Here is a 24673-nt window from a genome sequence, read left to right as displayed (position 1 = left end):
CTCCCCTCCCCAGGCATGACCTCCCCCCTCGGCATCGACCTTGGCACCACCTTCTCCGTCGTGGCCCGCATGACAGAGGGGCGGCCGGTCATCCTCCCCAACCAGGAAGGGTCCCCACCACCCCCTCCGTCATCCACTTCGCCGGTCCGGGCCAGCCCCCCGTCGTCGGCACCGCGGCCAAGGCCGCCCAGGAGGCCGGCGAGCCGGGGATCGCCTGTTATTTCAAACGGCACATGGGCAACCCCGGGTTCGCGGTAGAACATCACGGGAAAAGCTACTCCGCCGTGGCGCTCTCCGCCATCGTCCTCCAACACCTGACCGCGGAGGTGGCCGGCGCCTCCAGCCCCTCCGCCGTCATCACCACCCCGGCCTACTTCGACAACAACATGCGGGAGGACACCCTCCTCGCCGGGCGCCAGGCCGGCATCAACGTCCTCGGCATCATCAACGAGCCCACCGCCGCCGCCATCGCCTTCGGCACCGACCGCACCCACGCGGAAAAGACCGTGCTCGTCTATGACCTGGGCGGCGGCACCTTCGACGTCACCATCGTCCAGATCAGCCCGGACGGCATCACCGTCCTCGGCAGTGACGGGGATCACCAGCTGGGCGGCAAGAACTGGGATGACCGCCTCGTCCGCATCATCGCAGACAAGTTCCATGAAGAACATGGTGAGAACCCCCTGGAGGACCCGCTCGGCTGCCTGGACCTCACCGTCCGCTGCGAGACCGCCAAGCTCCAGCTCTCCACCCGCGACAAGGCCCGCGTGGCCGTGACCTACGCCGGACTGCGCGGCAGCTACGAGGTGAGTCGCAGCGATTTTGAATCCGCCTCCCAGGACCTCACCGCCCGCACCCTGCTGCTCACCAATCAGGCCCTCGCGGATGTAGGAAAGAACTGGCAGAACGTCCAGGAGATCGTCTGCGTGGGCGGCTCCACCCGCATGCCCATGGTGCGCAGCGCCCTCCAGACAGAGTTCCGCGGCCACTTCGCCACCGGCGTCAATCCTGATGAGGCCGTCGCCCTGGGCGCCGCCCTGGAGGCCAGCCGCCGCACCATCCCGTCCGGCAAGATCCACTGCCTCGGCGGGCCCATGGCCGTCACCGATGTCATGGCCCACAGTCTCGGCATGGTCGCGGAAAAGCAGGACCGTTCCGCCTTCATCAACTCCATCATCCTGCCCAAGAACCAGAAGATCCCCTCCCACCAGGTCCGCCCCTTCCAGCAACGCACCCGCAGATCCGGCACCAACGCCACAGACGTGTACGTCCTCCAGGGAGAGTCAGAGAACCCCCTGCACTGCTCCCTGCTGGGCAAGTACGTCATCTCCGGCATCGATCCCGAACCAGGAGGCACCGCCGTGCTCGACATCGGCTACCGCTATGATCAAAACGGCGTCGTGCAGGTGGAGGCCACCCAGCGCAGCAGCGGCAAGAAGCTGCCGGTCTCCGTGGACCGCTCTCCGGCAGACATGGACTGGCTGCACAAGTCTCCTACAGAGCTCACCACCACCGCCCCCACCCATCTCTCCATCTTCATCGCCGTCGACCTCTCCGGCAGCATGTCCGGTGAACCGCTGGAAAAGGCCAAGGAAGCCGCCCGGAACTTCATCCATCACCTGGACCTCTCCACCAGCTCCGTGGGCCTCCACATCTTCGCCGATGAAAACCGCACCGTGGCCCCCCTCACCCAGTCTGCCAAGGACCTGGAGCGCGGCATCCAGAGCTGGAAAATCCCCGACGTGGGCTACGGCAATGCGGCCCATCCTTTCGACGCGCTGGGAGCTCAACTCGCAGACATCGATGGGAACCGCTACGTGCTCCTCCTCACCGATGGCGTGTGGAGTCACGCGAGTGCCGCCATCTCCGCCGCAGACCGCCTCAAGGCCGCAGGAGTGCAAATCGTCTCCATGGGCTTCGGCGGTGCGGATCAGGAGTTTCTCACCAGCATCGCCAACAGTGAGGAGTCCGCCCTCCTCACGGACATGGGGCAGATCACAGAGCAATTCGGCCGCATCGCCCAGGTCATGACAGAGTCCCAGGCCTGCCACCTCCCCGGCGGCACCACCGACCAGCGGCAGATCAGATTCTTCGGCTAGCCTCCCCCCACCGCCTGCCATGATCCCCGACAATCCTTTCCTGCTTATCGAATGGGACCCCTCCGATCTGGACGTGGGCCGCATCAAAGCCCAGATCGACAAGAAGAAGGCAGAATGGAACAGCCAGAGCCTGGCCCAGGGACCCGTTGCCAAAAGGGCCGACCTCGCCCTCGCCCGGATCAAGGACATAGAGGGGGACCTCCTCGCCCGTCCGGATGCAACCGCCTTCCAGAAGCTCGTGCAGGAGGCGAAGGAGGAGATCGTGCGCCGCAAACGGGACGGCGGCCCCCGGCTGGACAACCTGGTGCTCGTCGCCTCCGCCAAAGGCTACGTCACCCCGGCGGACCTCGCCCAGCTCGTCAAGGTCATGTCCGGCATCTTCACCGAGGCGGAGGTCCGGTCCCGCATCAAGGTCGGGTTCAAGGAAGAAACCAAAACCTCCGGCGGCGAGGACGCGGGCGTCAAGCCCATGAAGTCCACGGACTACAAGGTCATCCTGGAAGACCTCCAGATTCTGGAGAAGGCCGACCTCTTTGCCTTCCTCTCAGACGAGGTCACCCCCTGCTCCCGCCGCACTTCCACAACCACCCTTCACGCCCAGGCGGACATCAAGTGGAAACACTACCAGAGCTTCACCAAAAAGGAGCCCAAGGTGGAGGCAGGCAGCCGGCTCTCAGGAAAAGCCAAGATCATCTTCGACCCCACCCAGGAGGACCCCAGGCGGTCCTATGAACTGGCCCTGGAGAATGAGGTCCTCAAACCCCTCGAGGAAGCCATCCGCCTGGCCGTCGTCAACAAGGAGATCAGCGCGGAGAGCTACGATGCCCTCGTCAGAAACGGACTGGAGACCGGCGCGGAACTCGCCCGGGTGGAGGCCTGCATCCGTGAGCTGGCGAGGCAGAAAAACTACATCCTCTACAAGCCCCAGCACCTCTCCGTCGAGCACCAGGATGCCTGCCCCTCCTGCCATACGCTGAACGCTGACAAGGCCACCTACTGCAAGCACTGCGGCCAGCCGCTCGCCATTGACTGCCCCAAGTGCAAAAGCCCCTCCCGCGTCCGCGACGTGGCCTGCACGAAATGCGGCTTCCACTTGGGGGACATGGTGCTCGCCCACCCCTGCATCAGGAACGCCCAGACCCTCATCGCAGAGAAAAAGTTCGCCGAGGCCGCGCTCCAGCTCGGCCGGGCAGACCGCTACTGGCCCGGCATGCCAGAATCCGCCAGGACCCGCGCGGAACTCCACGCCCTCCTCACCGCCCAAAAGGCGGAGGTCGAGGAAATACAGAAACTCCTGGATGCCGGCAGGATTGCCGCCGCGGAGCAGCGCATCCGCGCCAGCGCCCACCCGGAGAGCGTCCGCCCCCTCGCGGAAAAAGCCACCCGGCAGCGGCAGGAGGCGCAGCAGACCGCCCGGGACGCCGCGGCTGAACTGAGCGCAGGCAAGCTCGAGTCCGCCCTGCGCAAGCTCCAGCAGGCCACCGCCCTCGGCGGGGACCTCACGGAAGTTGCCGCCCTGGCCAAAGGCATGGCCCCACCGGCCCCTTCCAGCGCCCTCGCCCAGTACTCAGGCAGCGGCATCCAGATCACCTGGCCCGCCGTGGCCTCCCCCCTGCCCGTCACCTATGTTGTGAGCAGACGGAACCTGAACCTGAGGGAGACCCAGGCGAAAGTCCTCGAACCCAAGGCCTCCGCGAGCGGGCACTTCGACACCTCGGTCGAGCCCGGCCACACCTACGAGTACACCATCACCACCAGCCGTCTCGGCGTCGTGTCCTCCACCGCCGCCGCCACGAAGGGCGTCACCGCCGTTCCAGACGTCACCGGCTTCCGCGTGCTCCCCGGAGACGGCCTGGTCAATCTCCAGTGGACTCTGCCTCCGGGCAACTGTTCCGTCCAGATCACCCGCAAGGAGCACAGCGTGCCCGCCTCACCCCAGGACGGCAGGCAGCTGGCCGGTGCCGGTTCCCAGGGCGTCACGGACTCCGGACTTAAGAACGGCACCCCTTACGGCTATCTGGTCAAGGTCTGCTACACCACCATCACCGGGGCCCAGGTGTATTCCACAGGCCTCACCCAGCTCACCACCCCCATCACCCCGCCGGAGGCCGTCAGCCACTTCAAGGCCCTCTTCAGCGCCGGCAAGGTCCAGCTCACCTGGGCCCCCCTTACCAGCGGCTCTCCAGGTGTGCTCCTGCTCAACCAGCCCTCCGGACCCCGGCCAGGGCAAATGCTGTCTCTCGCGGATCTGGACGCCATCGGGCAACAGGTGCCCATCCTCACCCCCACCAGGGCCGAGCACCTGCCCGGCACCGCCGGCACCCACCACTACCTGGCCTACACCCGCCAGGGGAACACCGCCCTCGTCGGCCCCACCAGCTCCGTGCTCGTCATGGAGGAGCTGCACGACTGCGCCATGAACGTCATCGCCGGTGAGGTCCACATCACCTGGACCTGGCCGGACAACGTCACCCGTGCCGCCATCGGCTACAGCTTCACCCCCATCGCCCGGTATGACCAGGCAGGCACCCGGGTGGAAGTGCTCCGGGAGGGAAACCAGCCCCAGGGCTCCTACCGCCTGCGCCCCACCGAGGCCCGCAACCACCACCTCCGGGTGGCCGCCCTCATGCCCACCCCGTCCGGGGACCAGGCCACCACCGGGACCGCCCTCGTCGCTTACCTCGAACCCCCGGCCGAGATCAGCTTCCGGGTGGTGAAGGGCGGCTTCTTCAAAAAGCCCCACCTCGCCATCCGCACCAACCAGGCCGGCATCCAGACCCCTCCCCTCCAGCTCGTGCAGAACGCAGAGCACGTCCCCCGTCGGTCGGGCGACGGAGAGGTGCTCAAACCAGTCCCCCCGGTGCTCATCGCCGCCGGCGAGGAACACATCATCCCCCTCGAAGGCCTGGCCTTCACCCCCGGCGCCTATGTCAGCCTCGTCCTGGCCGACCCCAAGGACGCCCCCCGCTTCCGCATCCTGAAACCGGACCCACAATCCCTCCGCCTCCCGGCCCGCTGACCATGAATGACGACCTCACCTCATCGCTGTCATCCGCCCTCGACAAGTGGAGGCGCAAGCTGTTGTCTCCTCTTACCGGCAAGCGCCAGATCGACTGCCCCTTCTGTTTCGAGACCTTCAAGCTCAAGGATGGCACCCAGGGCAACCGCGTCGTCTGCCCGCACTGCCACGATGAGCTCCCCGCCACCGCCAGCGACTACTTCGACGGCCTCCGCCCCCTCAGCCTCGCCATCATCGGCGCCAAGGAGGCCGGCAAGAGCCACTTCATCGCCGTGCTGGTGGAGTGGATCAAGCGCAGCCCCCAGTTCAACTGGCACATCCGCCCCCTCAATGATGAAACCATCGACCGGTACCGCAGTGAATTCTACGGCCGGGTCTTCAATGACAAGCTCGTCATCGACGGCACCCAGTCCGGCCGCACCCACGGCCCCACCACCCGCCCCCTTCTCTTCAAGCTCTCCGTCAAGCGGGGCAACCGCCGCCCGGAGGTAGTGATCCTCTCCTTCTACGACACCGCCGGGGAGGACCTGAATGCCGAGGACGTCATGAGCAGGGTCAACAAGTACATCTACAAGTCCGACGGCATCATCCTGCTCATGGATCCGCTGCAGCTCACCGGCGTCCGCGAGACCCTCCCCTCCTCCCTCCACCTCCCCCAGCAGAACGGCAACGTGGAGGACATTATTTCCAGAACCGCCAACCTCATTCACAAGGCCTGGGACCTGCCGGAACGCAAGGACATCCCCATCCCCCTTGCCGTCGCCTTCACCAAGATCGACACCCTCCTCCCCACCCTGCCCCCGGATTCCGCCCTGCGCCATCCCAGCAAGCACGTCGGCAGCTTCAGCCAGGCCGAGTTCGACGACCTCCACGGGGAAATGCAGGCCTGCCTCCACGACTGGAAGGCCCACGGCGTCCGCAGCCAGGTGGAGGGGAACTTCCCTGAGCACGGGTACTTCGGCATCTCCGCACTCGGTTGCAACCCCGGCTCCTCAAACCAGATCCCGGAGGTCAACCCCATCCGCATCCTCGACCCCCTCGTCTGGCACCTCGGCCGCCGCGGCATCGTCCCCACCCAAAAGTAAAGCCCCGACCCCCCATGTCCAAGCCCTGGCTCCCTTTTGTCTACACCTCCTGCCCCCAGCGCGGGTTTGAGATCCACAGCGCCTCCCCGGATCTCACCGCTCCCGAGTTGCAGGAACTAACCCAGCTGGTGGAGTACAAGCCGGCCAAGTCCGCCCCACCCGCCCCCACGGATGAGCAGCTCCGCACCTTCCCCACCAAGCACGTCTTCTTCAAGCTCGCCTCCGGCCGCTATGGCGTGATGAAGTCCCAGTACATCGGGAAGGACTACACCGGCCGCTACGGTAATTTCATCGCCCAGGCCTTCATCTGGCACCAGGGCCTCCTCCCCGGCCTCCCCGCCCTCTATCTGGACAGCCCCGCCTTCCGGGACCCGCTCACCTTCCGCGATGAGATAGCCAGGGAAACCGCCGGTGGCTGGCCCCTGCCCGCCGCCAACCTCGCCGAGGAGGAGGTCTCGCCCTCCCTGCCCGTCTCCGACGAGGACCGCGCCGAAGCCGTCAGAAATTGCCGGGAGGAGATCGGCGACATCCTGCGCCGCCTGCCTTTGGGTAAAAGCCTCGTGCTGCCAGACTCCTTCACCAAGGGCTGGCTCTTCTACATGCAGTACTGGCAAAGCCTGTACCCCCTGAGCATTGCCCACCAGCTCACGGGCATCTCCTACTGCAACGATCCCCGGCCCCATGCCAGATTCGCCCTGCAGGCCCTCGCAGAGCCGCTCCCCCCCTACATCCGCAGCGAGATGGATCGCGGCCAGCAGTTCAGTTTCCTCGAATCGGCCCCCCCTCCACCGGCCGACCTCTATGTGGACTGTGTCGAAACACTGGCCGAACTCCCGGCTCAAAACACCACCGACTTCTTCGCCTTCCTGGACACACTCGGCAGTCCGGCCCTCGATCAGCAACTCCAGGACGGCACCCTCCTCTGGCGTCTGTTGGGCAGCCTCGACCAACCTTGCACCCCCCAGGCATTCACCTCCGCCCTGAACCTGGGGATCAAGTCAGGCGCTCCCGGATTCTTCCAACCCGCATACGACACGCTCTCTGCCCCAGCGTCACTGCAAACCTTCTTCTCCACCCCTGACCTGGAGAAGACTCAGGCCCTCACCTCACTGCTTGTGCACAAGGAAATAACCACACGCGACGGAGACGCCACCCTCCGCAAGCGCTTCTTCTGGGAGAGCCTGGCCGCCTTCCTGCGCCAGGGCAGGCCGGCAGACATCGTCCAGGCCATCACCCCCCTCATCAACTCCGGCCACGGCCTGGGTGCCGCAATCCTGGGTGATGTCGGCCTGATCAAACAACAGGACGCCATCCTCCGTGCGTTCAAGGACCCCCAGCTGGCGCCGCCCCTGCTCCAGGCCCTCTCCGTGCTCCTCGCCTCTGTCCAGGAGCCCTGGGGCCTCCCCGGCACCAGGGAGCTCGCCAACGCCTGCACCCACCTCACCAGGCACCGCCTCACCCTGCCCGCCGGTCAGCAGCCAGATGCCCTGTACATCTTCCTCGCCCTCACCCTGCACCAGGCGGGAGACAAACCCCAGGGCGCCGTGTTGGAAGAGACCCTTGCCGCCATCTTTGATCCCCTGGATCAGGAGACGAAAAGCCGGGTTTTCTCCAAGCTGGAGACCCTCGGCCTGGGGGAGATCATCATCCGCCTCTCCGCCAGCCCCGCCCGCTTCGACTCTCCCGAAGCCCTGCTCGGCCTCCCCCCCTGGTCCCCCAGAAATCGCAACGCCATCCTGCAACTCCACGACTATGCCCGGCGGTCCAGGCTGTCCAACGGCACCCTCGCCCTCGCCTCCTTCCTCTCAGACCCCCAACAGTTCCTCCAGCCGCTGGACCGCCTCCCCGGCCTCACCACCTCGTTGCTGGAGTTGGAGAAACTCACCACATCCTACTCCGCCTACGCCAAATACTGGACCCGCTCCCTCTGGAGACGCATCCAGTCTGAGGACCACCTCCACATCGTGTGCAGCAACCTCTGCCAGCGCCGTCACACCGACTACGCCCAGGTCTTCTCAGAGCTGCTCGATGACGGCCTCCTGCAGGATCCCGAGCCGGAAAAGAGCATCCCCCGCGCCGTGCGCATCGCACACAGCGTCTTCCCCCTGGATGCCCTGCCCTCCACCACCACCGCCCGCTCCTCCCCACCCATCTGGCCCCGGCTGAGCCAGTCATTTGTCTGCGCCTTCGAGGACCTGGGCAGGTCATCCTATGAACGCGGCACCCAGCCCCTGCGCCACAAGCCCAACTACAGCACCACCCCCTGGCGGGAGATCCTGCAGGAAGCAGACACCGCCATCGCCCACAGCCCCGCCGCCCCACCCTCTGCCAAACGGGGGCTCTGGGACAGGCTTCTAGGCAACAACCAATAGCAGACCATGGCCAACGACAAAGATTCTGAAGCTGTCTTCGTCTGCATCGGCGTGGTCCTCGCCATCGCCGCGGCCCTTGCCGTGCTGTACGTCCTTTTTGTCTTCGTCCTGCCCGCCACCCTCGCCCTGGGTGGCGTGCTGGGCCTGGGCATCGCCGGGACCAACTACGCCCGGGCCTTTATCAACAACGTCCGCCCCGAGGGGGATCACGACGGCATGACCGCCAAGATCATCCTTGGCGTCCTCACCTTCGCGGCCCTGTCCCTCATCGTCATCGCTTACTTCCGCTCCTGAACACCTCATGCCTGCCATCGAACAACCGGCAAAAAAGAGCTATTTCTTTGGGAAAGGGTACCGCGACCTCTGGGCCACCATCACGGAAAGCTGGAACCTGAACCTGGAATCCCTCGGCACCTGGACCGCCCTGGCCGGCAAGTACTTCTCCGAGGGGTGGTGGATGTGGATCGTGGGCATCCTCTGCGGGTGGGCCGGCATTTGCGTGCTCATCTTCGGCACCGTCGGTTTCACACTCGCCAGCATCGTCCACCTCATCACCCTGGCGGTGTTCTTCCTCACCGTTTACGTGATCTTCACCGCCTTCTACCTGGCAGAGCGTCTGGTCATGCTCATCTACCGGGTCTTCGTCGCGTGCCCTCATTGCCACCGCAAGTTCGACATCCCCGTCTACATCTGCCCCAACTGCGGCGCCCACCACAGCCGCCTCGTCCCCGGCTCCCACGGCATCTTCCTCAGAACCTGCCAGTGCGGTCATAAACTCGTCACCAGCTTCTTCACCGGCCGCTCCCGCTATCAGGCCTGCTGCCCCCATGAGGACTGCGGGCGCCCCATTGAAAACGCAGAGACCACCCCCTTCTGCATTCCCGTCATCGGCACGCCCAACTCCGGCAAGACCTGCTTCATCTTCGCCGCCACAGACTCCGTCGCCGCCCGCGTCGCCCCCTCCCTGCGCTGGCAGGCCATCCCGGCCGATGACCGCACCAGCACCAGTCTCGACCTCCTGCGCTCAGAGACCGCCGCCGGCAGGTACCCCTTCAAGACCTCCTCCCACCACGCCCAGGCCTACACCCTCAAGGTCAACACCGGCTCCCGCATCCCCCAGCTCCTCCATCTCTATGACTCCGCCGGCGAGGTTTTCACCGGCGGCAACTCGCTCGATACCCACCACTTCTACGGCTACAGCCACGGCTTCGTCGTCGTCGTGGATGCCCTGGCCGTGCTCAACTCCCACACCGGAAGGTTCAGCCCCACCCATGACACAGAAGACGCCTTCTCACGGATGCTGAACAAGTTCCAGAAGAACCACGACATCCGGTCCGGCGCCAAGGTCAACCGGCCCATGGCCGTTATCCTGAACAAGATCGACTCCCCCACCCTCCACTCAGAATTCGGCGCCGGCATTGGCAACCCCGCCACCATCACCAGCGACCAGTGCGAAAAGTTCCTGGAGAAGCACGGAGGTCATAATTTCATCGAACTTGCCCGCGGCTCCTTTCAGAATGTGCGCTTCTTTGCCGCAAGCACCCTCACCCAGGAAGGCCGCAGCCTCAAGTCCAGGGGCATTGACGAAGTCATGCGCTGGCTCATCAGCGAGACCCGCCTCGGCAGTCACGTCAAGCAACGCTCCTACAGCGCCATTCTGGCCCTGTTGCTTGTCCTGGGCCTCATGTTCGGTGTCGGCACCCTCATCCTCCCCAAGATCCTCGGGGTCATCAAGACAAAGCACGAAGTGGTCTACACCCCACCCACGCCCCCCTCACCCGCCCCGTCCGGAAAACCACGCCCGGTGAAGCCTTCTCCAGCACCCGCGTACAAGCCAGCACCCACTCCCGCGCCGGCGCCGGCACCTGTGATCGTGACGCCCTCGCCCGCCCTCCCCGCCCTCCCCGTACCCGCTCCGGTTCCGGTTCCCGTTCCCACCCAGGAGGAGCTTCTGGGCGGCACCTTCTCCAAGATGGGCCGGCCCTCCAGGTTCGATGAAAAATTTGGCAGCACCGTTGCCGGCATCATCTGGCCCGCCACCTTCTTCCCGGCCGACATCACCGGCGTCACCAACTGGGGCAGGGCCAATCGCGCCGGGCTCATGAGCGACGATCAGATCGAGGAAATCGACGGCCACCTGACCAGAAAACTCAACGCTCTGGAACTGCAGCAGGTCGTCTCCAATGCCCTGACCAAGCCCAGCTTTCTCGTGGGGTTCTACCGCTGGGGTGACCACCACTACGTCACCCGCCAAGTACGTCGCACCTTCAACAGAGAGCAGGCCACCGGGCAGCCCTGGGGCGTCGGCATGGTGGTGACCCACATGGTGGACAAATGCTCCTATCCCATGGTACACAAGGTGATTCCCGGCGGCCCCGCCGCACTCAGCGGCATACATCAGGGCGACGTCATCATTTCAGTGAACCGGTCAGAACTGCCATCTCGCTGTCGAGCGCACCCCCGCAATGTTGGACCCTCGCACTTGTAGCGAAGAAGCCGACCGTCAACAGAGTGTGGCTCTCGACAAACTGATCTCAAGACTCAGCGGTCCTTACGGCTCCGGCGTCAGCCTCGTCATTTGCCCACTACAGGCTGTCACCGTCCACCGATAGCCGGGCCGCCACCTCTCTATCAGAGCATGCTTTCTTTGGCGCAATCGCGCCAAAGCATTTGCCATCAAATAAAACTGGGGAACTCAGGAAACCAGTAGTTCAGGCTGCCAAAAAGATGGGCTGTCACCGACGGATCAAGCTGGCACATCATCACCGCCCCCTCTTCTTGGCTGCCACTTTCTTGGCCGCCACTTTCTTGGCCGCCACTTTCTTGGCCGCCACTTTCTTGGCCTCCACAGCCTTCTTGGCCGCCACTTTCTTGGCCTCCACAGCCTTCTTGGCCGCCACTTTCTTGGCCTCCACAGCCTTCTTGGCCGCCACAGCCTTCTTGGCCGCCACAGCCTTCTTGGCCGCCACAGCCTTCTTGGCCGCCACAGCTTCGATGGGAACTTCTGGGCGATGCTCTCGATTAATCGCAACCTCGTCATCTCCGAACACCGCCAGGAGCTTGTCCAATGCGTTCAGTTTTTCTTCGGCATAGCCCCGATCCTGGGGACGCGTCTTGCTGGTGCGCATGAGCCCTTCCAGGATCAGTCTCCGGCTCTTCGGATCGATCTCCTGTCGACCTGTGATCAGACGGACCTCCCTATCTGAGTTCAAGTAGAGGGGCGAATTGTGAGGCGCATCTTCGCGGGAATTGACATCCGCATCCAGGAAACAAAGTGTAGTCACCAGCACATTCGCAATGGCACTCCGGGTCAGATCACCAGCGGGGAGCTTCAGCTCATGGATCGAAGCGATCGCAAGGTTCGCATTTTTCAGCGGCGTCCAGATGTAGAGGTCCTGCCACTGCCGATCGTCATGGACGTCCCGGCGTCCAATCAGCCGGAGCGACGTAATGCAGGCCAGATACTGCACAGCCAGCTTGCGCGGTACGTTCTCGAACCGCAGCCCCAGTTTGTCACAGTCCAGCTCCTTCCCTTGCTTGAGCAGGGAGTCGAAGGGCAGGGACAGATCGACCAGGGCAAAGAAGTAAACACACTGGGCTTCGTTGAGCCGCTGCAACGTGTCACGCAGTTCCGGAAGCTGGTAGGTCACGTCCCACACAGCGATGCGGATGCGGTCCTGCTGGGCGGCACGTTTCACAGCAGGCGTGATGAGGGGGGATGTCATACGGACCGGGGTGGTTGAGGTGATGACAGGGCGTTCCGCCAGGCGGGAGTGCGGATCTCCTGCATAGACCACCGGCACGGCCCAGTCGATCGTATCTCCCTGAATGAAGCACTTCACGGCCAGGCGCGCCTCCCGCGCCGCCTCACCCACCGTAAGACCATTCGTTAGAAACCAGTAGAAGTGCTGGGCAAACGTCGTGGCAGAGAAATCAAGCACCTTGAACTGGTTCGCCACCACGGCGGGAATCCCTGCCTCCACAAGACGAGATGCCAGGCCGCTGTTGAATCTGCGCCTCCCCGCGCGGCCTGTCTCACAGGCATTCAGAAAGATGAGACGGATGCCCCGGTTCGCCAGCATCAGTTTCACGTGCTCCTCATCCATCGGCCAGCTGTTGCCATCCACATCCTGAAAGATGAGCCCACCCTGCTCATCACCTGAATCAAACTCCCCGTGACCGATGAAGTGCACCACATCATAGCGGTCCACGGCCACATACTGCTGAAGCGTCTCCGGGGTGGCCCGCGGCAGCACCCGCACCACCGCCAGGCCTGCTTCAATGAGAGGTTCAAACCCACGCCTGATGAAGGAGATCTCCTCCTCAATGGACAGCTTCGCCTCATGCAACGGTTGCGCGGCCACCACCAAGATGCGCAACGCCCCCTGCCGGGCTGGCACCACAGAGGGCATGGGGGTCACCACATTGCGTATGAACAATACCTCTCCCGTCGCCAGATGGCCCTGCCCCTGGGGATCAAAGACAAACTCCCACGGCTTGTCCGCCACCCAGGGGATGGTGGAAGTGAAGTTCACATACAACGGCTCCCCCGCACGTCGTGAACGCGCCAAATCATAGAGGCGCAGCACCTTTTCAGGCAGAAGCGTGCGGAACAGAAGATCGCCGTATTTCTTGAGTTCTTCTTCGTCAGGCATCGTCGCGTCGGCCATGCCATCCACCGCATTCCGTATCCGCTCATGCACAGCAATGATTTCCTGGAATCTGTATCCAGCCCCCGACCCGGGTTCCTGATCGTTGCTCAGAGGGAAGTTCACCATCACGCGAGCGCTTCCGTAGCTGGCCAGCAACTTGGGCGGCAGTGACAAGCCACCGTGTCGGCCCCGATCTGCCTCATTCTCATACGATCCACCGAAGATCATGAGATCCAGTGTATCCGGCTCCTCACGGAACGGCCGGATCTGGAACTGCGGAGGAGCCGGAGGTTGGATGGGATTGCCTCCCGCACCATGAGGCGCACCGGGCAAAGGCCCGTCGGGAGACGCAACGCCACCGCCACCACGCCGGACCCCAATCCTGGAGAGCGCAATTTCCTCCAAAGGATGCGGTTCCCCAGCAAGCGCCCGCTTGAGGAATTTCACCGTCTCCTCCTCCTTGAAGAAAGTCACATGGTTCACCACATTGGGCCTGTCCTGCAGGAGATTTCCCGAGGCCCCAAAGCACCCGATCTTTCCCGCCGGGATCACGGGCGCGTCTTCAGAACCAACGGCCCAGCCGCCTTCCGTAGGCACAACCAGATCGTTCGGCCCCTGGAAGAACCTGTCGATCCCCAGATCGAGAAACCGCTGCCAGAGGGCATCGCCGATCTGATAGTCAGACACCAGCGCAGAGTAATCACGATCCACCCGGTCCGCATCCCGCAGATCCGCCATCTGGGGGGAGTTCTTGTTCATGGAGGCGATCCCGGGCAGATCCTCACCCACACGGGTGGCCAGCCAGACCAGACTTTCCGACACCCAACTGGCCGCCTCCGACCAGGGTCCAGGGAACAGTTCTGCGATGTTCGCGACCATGCCGATAGTTTCCTCGAATCGCCCCGGGGTTGCCAGAGGCGTGCCTTCATTGGGCGAGGCCACCAGCACGGCCCGCCCCAAAACGAACCGCGCCCACGCCCCACCTGAACCCAGAGCTTTCTGCCGCTCCACCAGCTGCCTCAGGACCAGCCCGCCCCGGGAGTGCGTGATCACATCGAACCGGTGCGTGCCAGCTGGCAACGCCTTCAGAAGTGCACGCGCGTTCTCTTCCGGCGTCTCGCTGATGGTGAAGTGGTTGTATGCAAAGATGCGTCCCTCGTAGCGCGCATCCGCCCATTTGAAAAAGTCTGACGACTCCAGTTCTTTGAAGGCGGAATGCGCATGGGAAAATGTGCCGTGAATGAAGAGCAGAGACGGCTTCTCCACCGGCTTGATGGAAGCCGCACTCACCGGCTGCACCTGCAGTACACCGCCGGCACCCAGGGTCATGCGATGCCATCCCTGCACACGCCCCGCCTTGTTCCAGGAGGAGGTCTCCCACTTGTTCGCCAGTATCGGCAAGGCAGCAGACACAATCTTGTTCACCACCTTCAGCACTATCACCTTCACCAGCTTCGTCACCAGGGAGCGGCGCTCTCCTCCGCGCCTCTCGGACAGCGGCTCCATGGAGGGGGTCAGGCGGATGTGATAGATCTGCCGGGTGCCGCCCGGCTTGCCACCCCGCCGGGTCCGGCCTTCTTCACGGGAAGGACGGTGGAAGACCAATGCGCCTGACTCATGCCGGATGGCCACCAGAGAGGTTTCACCGGGACCGCTCGCCACCTCAAACTCCAAGGCCGGAGGCGGCTCTCCGCGACGGACCCCGCCAGTTACGTCAAAAGTCTGCGCATCAGCCACCTCCACATCGTCCGAAAGAAAATCGGGAGGCACCCCCTTCAAACCTGCCGACGAACCTCCCGCCCGGCGCCCTCGTCTGGCAGCTGTCGCAGTCGTGATCCCTTTCCAGGGAGAACGGTCTTTCAAGACGATCTTCATAGGCTCCTTACCTCAAGCTCGATATTGGATGACTCCGCGGCACACCCCATGCTCACCCATTCACTGCATAAACCTCAATCATCTTAATCCTGTTTGTCCATATTTTATTGCATACACACAACTTTTTCCTTAGAACTGATGCTGAAACGGACCCTGTAGCCAAGGGGTCATCCTGAAGCGTGACCCCAAGCTCATGAAACCCAATCCCTCAAAAAAGGCTGGCAGCGGCGGAACGCCAAGACCAACCCCCGGCAAGATTGCCAAGAAGGCCTCTAAAAAGGCTGCCAAAAAGTCCACCAGCAAAGCCGCTGGGAAGACAGACAAGAAAGGGAAAACCGGGGCCGCCAAAAAAACTTCGGAAAAGAAGAAGAAAATCACGCTACAAGACCTCCGGCGTGCAGCTCTCACATCCCCCGCCACCGTCACGTCAGCAGAAGCCCGCCTTCCTCGAGACTTTGTCAGGTTTGGTGGCACCGGAGGCACTCCCATTGAAGTCGCAAATACCCAGCCCGTCCCCACCACCTCCCGGCGCACGCGCCGGAGCGGCTCCGGTGGCACGTCTCGTGTCGATTCACCTCACGGTCAAAGCTTGGTCGTCGTCAGGGACCGGTTGACAGGCGTCTTCCGATTGGCATACCCGGAATTTTCGGTCACAAGCAAGCAAACCATCGGCAAAGCGATTGCCGACACCCGTTCACTCGCCAAACACATCAATCAGGAATTCGCCCTCAAAGGGCGCATGCAAGTCTTGTCAAAGCAGATCCAGAATGCCACGTTCAACAACCTGGCGGACATGGTGCAGGCAAGCCTCTCGGCAGGCTCCGGTGGCACACCCATTGGCTGAGAAACCCGCTGCCCAGGTGCGCCCTCGGCACAAAATCTGGAGAAGGACAGACGACACCTGTGTGGACAGCGCGATGTCGTGCTTGCGACAGCCGTTTAACGCGCCGCCGGATCAAGCAGCGAGTGACTCGACGGTCTGCAATGCAGACAACCGCGCCGCGGGATCGCCAAAGATCATGTAATTCTCCGCATCGAACCGCGCAAACGCGCGCCACGGAAACTCCTCCTGAAAGGGGTGTCCCGCGAGGTCCTTGTAGGGAAACGCCTCCTGATACTGCTGCAGCGTCGCATGGCGCCAGGGGATCATCGATGCCTCAAACGATGGCCCAACCGGCCACCCTCGCATCAACCGGCTGATGAGCGCCTTGAAGTGACTGGCAAAGTCCCGGCCCTCCAGGGTCTGGAAGGAGAAGGAGAAGGCACTGTTCACATGAGCCACCACAAAAGTGGCCGCTCCCCCACCGTGCGAAAGCAGCCTCTTCACCAGCAGCGAGGTTTGATTGTGATGCGCACTGGAGCAGAACTCAGCAAACAACCCACCCGTGTCAGAGCCAGACTTCTGCGAGCCTCCAGAATGACACGCGAAGCAGATCAACCCACGCCCCTCCAGCGAGACGTCTTTTTCCAAACCCGTGAACAGGCCTGCCGGTGCCTTTTTCACATCCTTCAATGGCGGAGCATGCCGGATGGCAGAACCGTCCCGCATGACCAGTGCTCCCTGATACCTGAGGTTCGGGTTGTTACCAGACCACTCCATTCCGTGGCTGGATGAGAAATACAGGCTCAGATCTTCGCGCTGTAAAAACGCATGCCAGTCCCGTTGGCACGTCTCCTCGGGATCCACATCCACCACCTCGATCCGTCTCTTCCCGACCGGCCTCGCGCGCTCCAGAGAGAGCTTCAGCGGCAGCATGAAGTGCTCCCGCGCCAGCGCCGTGGCGGCATCCCGCGGTTCCACCACGGGAAAGAGCCCCACCCTTGGTGCCCGGTCTGGTGCAATCGATTCCGCACGCAGGATGCTCCGCACATACCGGTCATACGCCTCCAACGCATCAGCATCGTTGATGCTCTCAGGCCTGGCGGGATCGGTGGAAAAATCCAGCCGCCCCACCGCATTCTGGATGGCCAGCCCACGCTGGAAGTCCCAGTCAAGATCATCCGAGGGCGCGCCAACCAGCAGAAGGTAATACGTAAAGTGATCCGGATCCACTGCTGCGCCCCAGCCAGTCCTGTAGTGCCCCAGATACTCCACCACCGTTCGGCCCTCCCGCCCTTGCAACCCCCTTCCGCCACGATGCTCCACCAGCGGGCGGAGCTTCTCCTTCAATGCCTGCCCCACCGCAGCGCCATAGATCACACCCCAGCCCACATCACGCGGCTCCAGCCAGTTCCCATCCGCCGCCCCCGCGTTCGCGTCCGGAGCCGCCATCTCCTGTATTTCCATGGCCTTGAGCGCCCGAAATGGCGCGGGCTTTGCGCACTTCCGCAGCGCTTCGATCAGGTCCGGCCGGAGGATCATGGGAGTCATTGGGCGTTCGCACCTTCCCTGGTCGTAATTTCCTCGAGCGGCACCACCGGCCACTTCGCAGGCGCACGCACCAGCACGGCCTCCCGCTTCAGCTCCCTGTCCAGAGTCCGGACCACCACGGCGATCACCTCCCCCGCCTCTGAGTAGGCCACGGCCTTGACTTCGGGAGCCTCAATGTCGCGCAGTTGACTGAGCATCCTGGGTGGGTGGTAGAGCAACGGATAGTCACTCTCCATGGTGACCTTCTGCAGGGCCTCACTCCACACCCTTGCATCCCTCCCATCGAATGATGCCAGGCGGCAGGGATCCGTTGATATGAACAAGAGATTCCGGATCGGCTGCCGCTGGCTCATGCCCCCCACATGATCCAGTGTCAGTTCACCCGCTTGAACATCCCCCATTCTGAAGACGTTGACATCCCCTCGTTCGCTCCCCGTCGCCAGCATCTTGCCGTCTTTAGACACTGCCAGAGTCGTGATCGTCTGGGATGACAGTGAGGACAACCTGCGCACCCGCCATCCTTTTTCACCGGATTCGGATGCCACGTCATAGATACCGTCAGCACGTAGCACCAGCCATCTCTCCGCAGACAACCGTGAAATACTCGAAAACCTCTCGGATCTTTGCGGATTGGCGGATATTGTTTCTTCTGCTGCCGACTCTGCAACTGGGACCTTCGTTGCACTGAACGCAGCAGTCTTCGTATTCAACTCACACGCGTAGATGGCACCCACCGACGTTTGACACATCACACGAAGCACTTCTTCGTTGATGGCCTCCACCGAGAGGGAGACGATTTTTGTCGTCATGGTGTTGGAGACCCTGAATCTCACCTCATCTTTTGCCGCGGAACTCCACGCCTTTCCTATTCGCTTGTAGATCCGGATTTTGCCGTTATCTCCGCCAGCCACCAACCACTTCCCGGTCGGGTCAAATGAAAGGGAGTGAAGGCAAACGTCTGTTTCAAATTTCTCTGGAGGGCCATGCGTGGTCAGGGAGTCTCCCACGTAAACTGCGTGTCTCATTCCATATGGCTCTTCGTTCGCTAGTTTCGGCACCGCTACAGCCGCCCACGCGGCATCCGAAGAAAGCGCGAAAATCGGTTTGAGCACCTGTTTGCCCGGCGCAGTGAATGCAGTCTCCACAGGCTTCCATTGCACACGTACCACCGCGTAGTCAGACATCGCCTGTTTCAGCTCGTACTTGTAGAGGCCACTCGTGGGGGAACCCAGATAGAAGGTACCAGCCTCAGACTCCGCAATACTCGCATCAGCAGCGAGGGTGAAGACGCTGCTTGGACACCATTGGCGGCAAGTTGCTTGCAGACTCTCCGCCTTCCAGACCGGCATCAAACTCACATCTCCAAAATCGATTTTCCCGACCGGCCAGCGCACTCCCACATAGCGGCCGGAAGCGTGCAATAGAGTGGGCATCCAATACTTGGATCCGGCGAATGCCACAGGCGGGAAAGAAGGGGTGACGGTGTATTGCGCATTTGATCCTATCAACATCTCGCAAGTGTGCAGGCAGGGGTAAGATTCTGTACCCTGCGCTGTCTCCAGTCCCAGAACGGCATGAAGGATCTTGCCATCTTTCTGGTACGAAAGCAGATCAAGAGGCTCGAACGCAGCACTGGGAAATGGGCAATCCCTCACACTCCATCGGTCTCCGTTTTGAGTCACCTCCACCAGGAAGAACTCTTGCGGCTTGACTGGATTGGGATCGAACTGTCGATGAAGAAGCAAACTGAATGTGAACCGGGACGGAGTACTATGGGTGGGTTCGCTCTGAACTGGCGAGAACAACCTGATGCCGCGTGCTTTTACGGTGGGGTCATCGTCACAGCTCTTGATTATGCCGTGAGGATCAGATTCGTCATTCCCATAGCTGTGAAATTTGACCACGAGCTTTGAGTTTTTGGGTTGTGAAAAGTCAGTTTCGACAATCATCTCCTCCCCTACAAGCAAAGCTCTTTGGGGATCAATAAACGCAACTCCGCGAAATCTTTGATTCAGAAAGGACATCTGCCCAGGATTCAACTCCGCCACCGCAGGGCGATCAGCCGGATCTGCGGTGAGATCCTTCCAGAGCAATCGCGTGCAACGGTCCTGGTAAAGCCAGACCAACAGGAGTTTGCCGCCATCTGGAGAGAGCGCGGTGCTGTCCGGGGCAGAAAGCGGCAGGCCATGTGCTTCCAACTTCAATGACCGCTTGTTCCCACTGGCTGGATACAGATCCACGATCTGGGTTCGGGGATTATAGGTGACCAGATCACCGCGAGAGTTGAGCGACCAGCAAACACCAACGGCATTGCGCAGCGGCTCGACCTTCGCCTTTAGATTTCTCAGCCCCGCAGTCTGAAGCCTGGTATTGAAGTCGATGTCCTCCCTGGCCAGCTTCCAGTTGGGATCGATTCCTTTGTTGGGAGAGCGGGGCACTTCCAGCATCACTTGCTTTAGCCAGTCGTTTCCGTCATTTTCGCCCACTGCAGCTTCTGATTCCGAAATTTGTTGAAACTCCTTCGGACTTTGAAACACCTCATTATAAAGCATTGAAGCTTCGAATCGTTCAAACAACGGAGATGCCGCAGACTGCCGAACCCGCGCCGTGGCAGTAATTACTGCGTTAGAAGACCTGTTGAGATTATGCCAGCTCCGGGCAGAAATAAGATTGGCCAAAGCTATCGTCTGATTCGCCTTCGAAACAACCGCACCTACTCTTCTCTTCGCTTCTCCAAGGTCCTGGTTTGTCTTGTTCAACTCATTGTTTGTCTTGTTCAGCTCTTTCGCCTGGTTCCATATCAGCAGCGAAATCAACGCCAGCCCAAAGGCCACCCCCAAGGGCAGCACCACCTCCAGCAGAGCGCGGATGGTGGCCACCCTCTTGTACTTCTTCTCCACCGGCAGCAAGGCCGCCCCTGTTTGCCACACCCAGTTCAGCAGAAACCGCATGCAGAGCATCAGTCCGATGCCCCTCCGGTTGCCGCCACCGATGGCATACTCCCGGAGCCCCGGCCAGACATGGCCCTTCCTCCAGCCAGAGTGGGCCCGGAAGTAGCGGTCATTGGCTTCTTGAAGCGCCACAATCAACCTGCCGTGGGAGAGCCGCCAGCGAACTCTGTTGCCCACCATCAGCCGTGCGAGCACATTCTTCCGCTCCAGTTCATGCAACACCAGCACACCCTGGAGCGAGAGAGGTTCAGCCAGTTTCCCAAGACACCCCAGCCATTCGGCATCCCCCACATGCCCCAGGTCCACCAGGCTGCCAGATCCCTCATTCACATCGTGACGCAGGCCAGACCGTGAAGCAGGAAGGATCAGCGAGGACTCCATCCACAACCGGATCCCACGCTCCAGTCGCTGGTCAGATTGGGCAATCTTTGCAACGGCTTCCTGTAGACAGTCATCCATGAAACCATTCAACCACATGCGAAACTGTTCGCGGGTCACGTCGCTCTTGTTTCCGCGGCGCCTCATCTCCCACAGGTTCGAGCACAGAATCGACAGATGCTGCGGCTCAATCATTTGATCCGAGTCGGACGAATCAGGAATTTGTGAATCCTCCAGGACCGACGAAGCGAGTGGCCCTGACTTCGCCGCCTCATTGGCAAGGGTAAGATGCGTGATCACGTTGTCGATGTCCTGGTCAGACAAAAACCCCACGTTCTTCACTCCCTCCCCGCCTGCTTGGCCCAGCTCAATTTCATGCGCCTCTCCTCCACGGTCCGTGTCAGCACTACCCTCTGCCTTTGCGCCCACCTCCGCTTGACCACCAGCCGGGGCGTCGTTGTTTCTTGTCCGGATCGCATCCTCAGCCTGCTTGCGGTCCATGCGCTGCAGCTCCACACTGGCGGAGAACTCTCCTGGAATCCACCTTCTCCACGGCTCCAGATGCCCCATGTAACTGCTTCTCACCACGAACAGGGAACGCAGCTGCCCCCCTTCCGCACGCAAGTTGTTCCACCCGTCCTCACCCACAAAATCCGCCTCGGAGATCGATGCCCTGAAGATCCTGTCGAACATCCGGAACAGTGCGCTCAATTCATCCACGTTGCGCTTGTACACCAGCTCGAACCCGTCGAAAATCAAGAGCGGATGGCGCTTCTTGTCTGGAGTGACAGGGAGTGTTGCTTGAGTTGTCTTGCCCCCAGGTTCACCAGCTGCATTCCCACACTCCCGCAGACGATGGCAGGCAAACCATCCCAGGAACCTGGCGACCTCCCCCCCTTCCATCCCGTCAAACCAAGGGCCCAATGCCAGCGCCACACAGACCGGGCTCACAGCCTCCCAGCGTTCATCGCTCGGCAGGCAATTGGGTTTCACCAATTGAACCTTGTCCATGTGTCCTGAGTTTGCTCCAGTCCCCTTACCAGATGCTTCAAGACCTGCCTGGGTGGGCAGCATGGCCTCCAGACGAAAGATGGGATGATACACCGAATCCAGTTGCGGAATGAGCCCCGCATTCACCAGCGAGGTCTTCCCCGCACCTGACGGGCCATGCAACAGCGCGTGACGGAACGCATGAATGAATCCTGCAAGCCGCTGGGTCGCCTCCCTGCGTCCCCCAATGGGAAGCCCGTCACAGGGGAGGGGCCGCGGCCCGGGGAAGGGATTGCGCAGCCCGCAGGATGCCAGATCGGTTTCAGGTTGCATGAGCAGAGCGGAGTTTAAATCTGGAGGACGTTGTCAAAGAGCAGCCGCCTCTTTCCGGGCAGCCCTTCCATCGCCCTTGCCGTCTCGACAAAAAGGCTCCCGCAGTTGCTCGTGAAATTGACCTGGGGCGTCGGCTTCACAAGACTCCGGGGCAGACTCTCGGCCGAAGACAGCCATGCGATCAACCCCTCGCGCCCGCTTGACTTTCGATGATCCGTCTCAATGCCGCTGTCATCCGGATCGAGGAAAAAATGCAGACCCGCATCCCGCTCACCTTCGGAGACATGAGATGGCATATGCCGGACGATCTCGGCCAGTTTGGCCAGCGTCAACCACGTCTCGATCGAGGCGGGGCTGAAACCCATCAGCAAGCAGTGCCTGTTTGCCAGTGTCTCAAACAACTTCCCCTGCAGGTCCACACTTCCGTTGTCAAACTTCATCAGGTCCGCAAGCAAACTCGACATCGTGAAATTATTCACGCGCGGGCTCACCACCGTGCACTTGCTGGTTGAGCCCGGCCCCCGGGCCTCCGCCACTGTCCCCGGGCTCATTCCAGCCTCCACCTCGGCATGGCCAAAAATGTGCAGCACCACTGGGGTGAGAGGGTCCGATCGGTTGATGTATTCCAGCACCGTTTCCGCCGCACGTTGGGAATGATCGGGAAGGCTCGCGATCACCGGATGCCTGCCCCGCTTGATCAGCGCACAGGAGAGGAAGTGATCACGATTTGCCGTCAGAAACAGAGGAAACGGCAGGCGCGACAGATTGAAGTACACTCCGCAATGTTGACCGTTCTCAAGCTGATTGAAGTCAACCTCTTGAACCTTGGAGACTGCGGAATTCAGCGCCAGACTGGTGGTGAGGGCATCAATGGGCGTCCCAGCTTCACTGTGTGACTGGCGCGCAGCTTCAAACACGAACGAACTCACCAGATTCAGGTCCCCTCTGATGGCACCCGACAGGGGAAACTTATACCTGTCCGCAAGTCGGTTTGCCGTGCTCCGGATGTCGCCCAGCAACTGGCTGTTCATCCCCGGCCCCAACACAGGAAGCGCCTTCAAAACAAAGGCCACCCTCCTCTCCGACAGCTCTGCACCAATATCCACCGTCGGCACGATGGGTGCAGGTGGCCTGTACGTCAGGCACGAGATCATGCCGCAGGATCGCGAGTACTCCGCCCCGGCGTGAAAGTGGGAGGCGATCGGGTCCGCCGCGCGCTGTTGCTCCCGTGCCCCTGCATGGCGGTCGCGCAAGAAATTCAACGTGGCAGACACCACCTTCAACCCCTCCTCAATATTGATGCTGGAGTGCGCCGCAAAGACATAGGGAATGCCCAGTTGCGCCACCACCTGGCGGGGCACCAGATCGTTGGCATCAAACATCGCACCGTTTGCTGCATCACAAACCAGCAGAAACACGAGACTCGGCCGGTTGTTCGGGGTCACCTCGCCCAAAGCCCCAAGGAGCTTGTTCAACGACACCAGCTTGCAGGAAGCTCCCGTCCCCAGCATCACATTCAATTGTGAACGCGTGCCAGCGTCGTCATCAATGTCAACATTCACGCCATGCGCGAGCAAGACGAGGGTGTCAAAGGCCAGACCGGACGGGTCTGCCATGACATTGAAAATCTCCTTGAAGTCACTGATGCCCTGCAGACGGCGCTTGGGCAATTCCCCATTGGGAAAGGCCGCAAAGGCCTTGTCCGCAATCTCTCTTTGCTCCTCGGTAAGATTTCCGGTGGCGAAAAGCAGCCGACGGGCAAAGGACGAAGGCACGGAGGGCGTGGACAAGCCACCAGTCAGCCCCACCCTCCGCACGACCGTCACAAAGGGCGTCAATGCGCGGGGGTCGAGAACCGCCGTGAGATCGAGATCCCTGTCCATGGGGGTAAGCCCCAGCGACTCCCAGACGGGATGCTGGATGCTCTGCGCCTGCTCAGAGACGACATTGATACGCAGTGTTTCAACCGCCCCGGCGGATCTAAGAAAGTGCTCACCAAGCGTCACCGTCCAGGCATTCTCATCCAGATGGCCTTGCGCGCGCCACAAGGCGTCCCACAGCTTCCGCCCATATTCAACGGTGCCCGAAGCTGTCCTCCATTCCTCCTCGTGAGAAAACCTGACCTCCCCCTTCCAGCCAGCCATCATGGCGACTTCGCCGTTGGCTTCATTCGTGACGCGCAGGTTGAACGAGTCCCCTACAGGGTTTACACCTTCAATGGCAAATCTCAGCTGCATGACTTCGACAATGATGAATCCCCTTCGAGCAACCAACACTGCGCCCCCCAATCGCCTCCAATCCTGCCAGGACCCTCGGAACAGATGCCGTATTGGTTGAGGCAACGCCTCAGGACATCCAAGCACCATCGCAACAGCCGGGCTTGGTCAATCCCCTTCCCCACCGACGCCAGCGTTAATGGTGCCATGGAAACAAAATATCACATCGAATTAATGTTTGTCAACCTCATGTCGAATTACACCTGATCAATCCGCATGGGTTCATTAAAATATGCGCGCCTACAGATAGCATGCGGCGTCCAAATGAGAGT

General features: G+C 61.6%; 11 protein-coding genes. 7 read left to right on the top strand and 4 right to left on the bottom strand.

Features of this window, described 5'->3' with window-relative positions:
* The first annotated feature begins 233 nt into the window (after positions 1–233).
* From BV034_RS05460 to BV034_RS05435, 6 genes are read left to right on the top strand one after another with little or no spacing between them, the layout of a single operon-like run.
* Complete coding sequence (locus BV034_RS05460) at positions 234–2099, top strand: Hsp70 family protein (RefSeq protein WP_050024929.1); 1866 nt, start codon at positions 234–236, stop codon at positions 2097–2099.
* 19 nt (positions 2100–2118) lie between these two features.
* The gene (locus tag BV034_RS05455) at positions 2119–5118 is read left to right on the top strand and encodes a zinc ribbon domain-containing protein (RefSeq protein ID WP_050024927.1); all 3000 of its coding nucleotides are present in this window, start codon (positions 2119–2121) and stop codon (positions 5116–5118) included.
* 2 nt (positions 5119–5120) lie between these two features.
* A complete protein-coding gene (locus BV034_RS05450) occupies positions 5121–6203 on the top strand; it encodes a hypothetical protein (RefSeq protein ID WP_050024925.1) in 1083 nt (360 codons plus the stop codon).
* A 14-nt stretch (positions 6204–6217) separates the two neighbouring features.
* Positions 6218–8575: a hypothetical protein gene (locus BV034_RS05445; RefSeq protein ID WP_050024924.1), complete on the top strand. Its 2358-nt coding sequence runs from the start codon at positions 6218–6220 to the stop codon at positions 8573–8575.
* Positions 8576–8581: 6 nt separating this feature from the next.
* A complete protein-coding gene (locus tag BV034_RS05440) occupies positions 8582–8869 on the top strand; it encodes a hypothetical protein (protein WP_050024921.1) in 288 nt (95 codons plus the stop codon).
* Positions 8870–8876: 7 nt separating this feature from the next.
* Entirely contained in the window at positions 8877–11063 is a 2187-nt protein-coding gene (locus tag BV034_RS05435) for a PDZ domain-containing protein (protein WP_050024919.1), read from the top strand.
* Positions 11064–11337: 274 nt separating this feature from the next.
* Here BV034_RS05435 and BV034_RS05430 read toward each other — a convergent pair whose 3' ends face one another.
* Complete coding sequence (locus BV034_RS05430) at positions 11338–15102, bottom strand: CHAT domain-containing protein (protein WP_081887589.1); 3765 nt, start codon at positions 15100–15102, stop codon at positions 11338–11340.
* 193 nt (positions 15103–15295) lie between these two features.
* Between BV034_RS05430 and BV034_RS05425 the strand changes: the two genes are divergently transcribed.
* On the top strand, positions 15296–15946 hold the full coding sequence (locus BV034_RS05425; protein WP_050024916.1) for a hypothetical protein: 651 nt from the start codon (positions 15296–15298) through the stop codon (positions 15944–15946).
* Between the two features lie 111 nt (positions 15947–16057).
* Here BV034_RS05425 and BV034_RS05420 read toward each other — a convergent pair whose 3' ends face one another.
* Genes BV034_RS05420 through BV034_RS05410 form a run of 3 tightly spaced genes read right to left on the bottom strand, consistent with a single transcriptional unit; the run spans position 16058 to position 24362 of the window.
* Positions 16058–17473 carry a hypothetical protein gene (locus BV034_RS05420; RefSeq protein WP_050024914.1) on the bottom strand — a complete coding sequence of 472 codons (1416 nt, stop codon included), beginning with the start codon at positions 17471–17473 and terminating at the stop codon, positions 16058–16060.
* The gene (locus tag BV034_RS05415; RefSeq protein ID WP_050024912.1) at positions 17470–22125 is read right to left on the bottom strand and encodes an ATP-binding protein; all 4656 of its coding nucleotides are present in this window, start codon (positions 22123–22125) and stop codon (positions 17470–17472) included. Before BV034_RS05415 ends, BV034_RS05420 begins: the two co-directional genes overlap by 4 nt.
* 14 nt (positions 22126–22139) lie before the next feature.
* Complete coding sequence (locus BV034_RS05410; protein WP_050024910.1) at positions 22140–24362, bottom strand: hypothetical protein; 2223 nt, start codon at positions 24360–24362, stop codon at positions 22140–22142.
* Positions 24363–24673 lie beyond the last annotated feature (311 nt).

This window comes from Verrucomicrobium sp. BvORR034, from assembly GCF_000739635.1.
Classification (GTDB): Bacteria; Verrucomicrobiota; Verrucomicrobiia; order Verrucomicrobiales; family Verrucomicrobiaceae; genus Verrucomicrobium.
This window is presented reverse-complemented; position numbering and strand designations above follow the sequence as displayed.

Bases quoted from the DNA above. Each gene is read 5' to 3' on its own strand.
- BV034_RS05460 (WP_050024929.1), top strand. From the start codon at position 234: ATGGGCAACCCCGGGTTCGCGGTAGAACATCACGGGAAAAGCTACTCC.
- BV034_RS05455 (WP_050024927.1), top strand. From the start codon at position 2,119: ATGATCCCCGACAATCCTTTCCTGCTTATCGAATGGGACCCCTCCGAT.
- BV034_RS05450 (WP_050024925.1), top strand. From the start codon at position 5,121: ATGAATGACGACCTCACCTCATCGCTGTCATCCGCCCTCGACAAGTGG.
- BV034_RS05445 (WP_050024924.1), top strand. From the start codon at position 6,218: ATGTCCAAGCCCTGGCTCCCTTTTGTCTACACCTCCTGCCCCCAGCGC.
- BV034_RS05440 (WP_050024921.1), top strand. From the start codon at position 8,582: ATGGCCAACGACAAAGATTCTGAAGCTGTCTTCGTCTGCATCGGCGTG.
- BV034_RS05435 (WP_050024919.1), top strand. From the start codon at position 8,877: ATGCCTGCCATCGAACAACCGGCAAAAAAGAGCTATTTCTTTGGGAAA.
- BV034_RS05430 (WP_081887589.1), bottom strand. From the start codon at position 15,102: ATGAAGATCGTCTTGAAAGACCGTTCTCCCTGGAAAGGGATCACGACT.
- BV034_RS05425 (WP_050024916.1), top strand. From the start codon at position 15,296: ATGAAACCCAATCCCTCAAAAAAGGCTGGCAGCGGCGGAACGCCAAGA.
- BV034_RS05420 (WP_050024914.1), bottom strand. From the start codon at position 17,473: ATGACTCCCATGATCCTCCGGCCGGACCTGATCGAAGCGCTGCGGAAG.
- BV034_RS05415 (WP_050024912.1), bottom strand. From the start codon at position 22,125: ATGCAACCTGAAACCGATCTGGCATCCTGCGGGCTGCGCAATCCCTTC.
- BV034_RS05410 (WP_050024910.1), bottom strand. From the start codon at position 24,362: ATGCAGCTGAGATTTGCCATTGAAGGTGTAAACCCTGTAGGGGACTCG.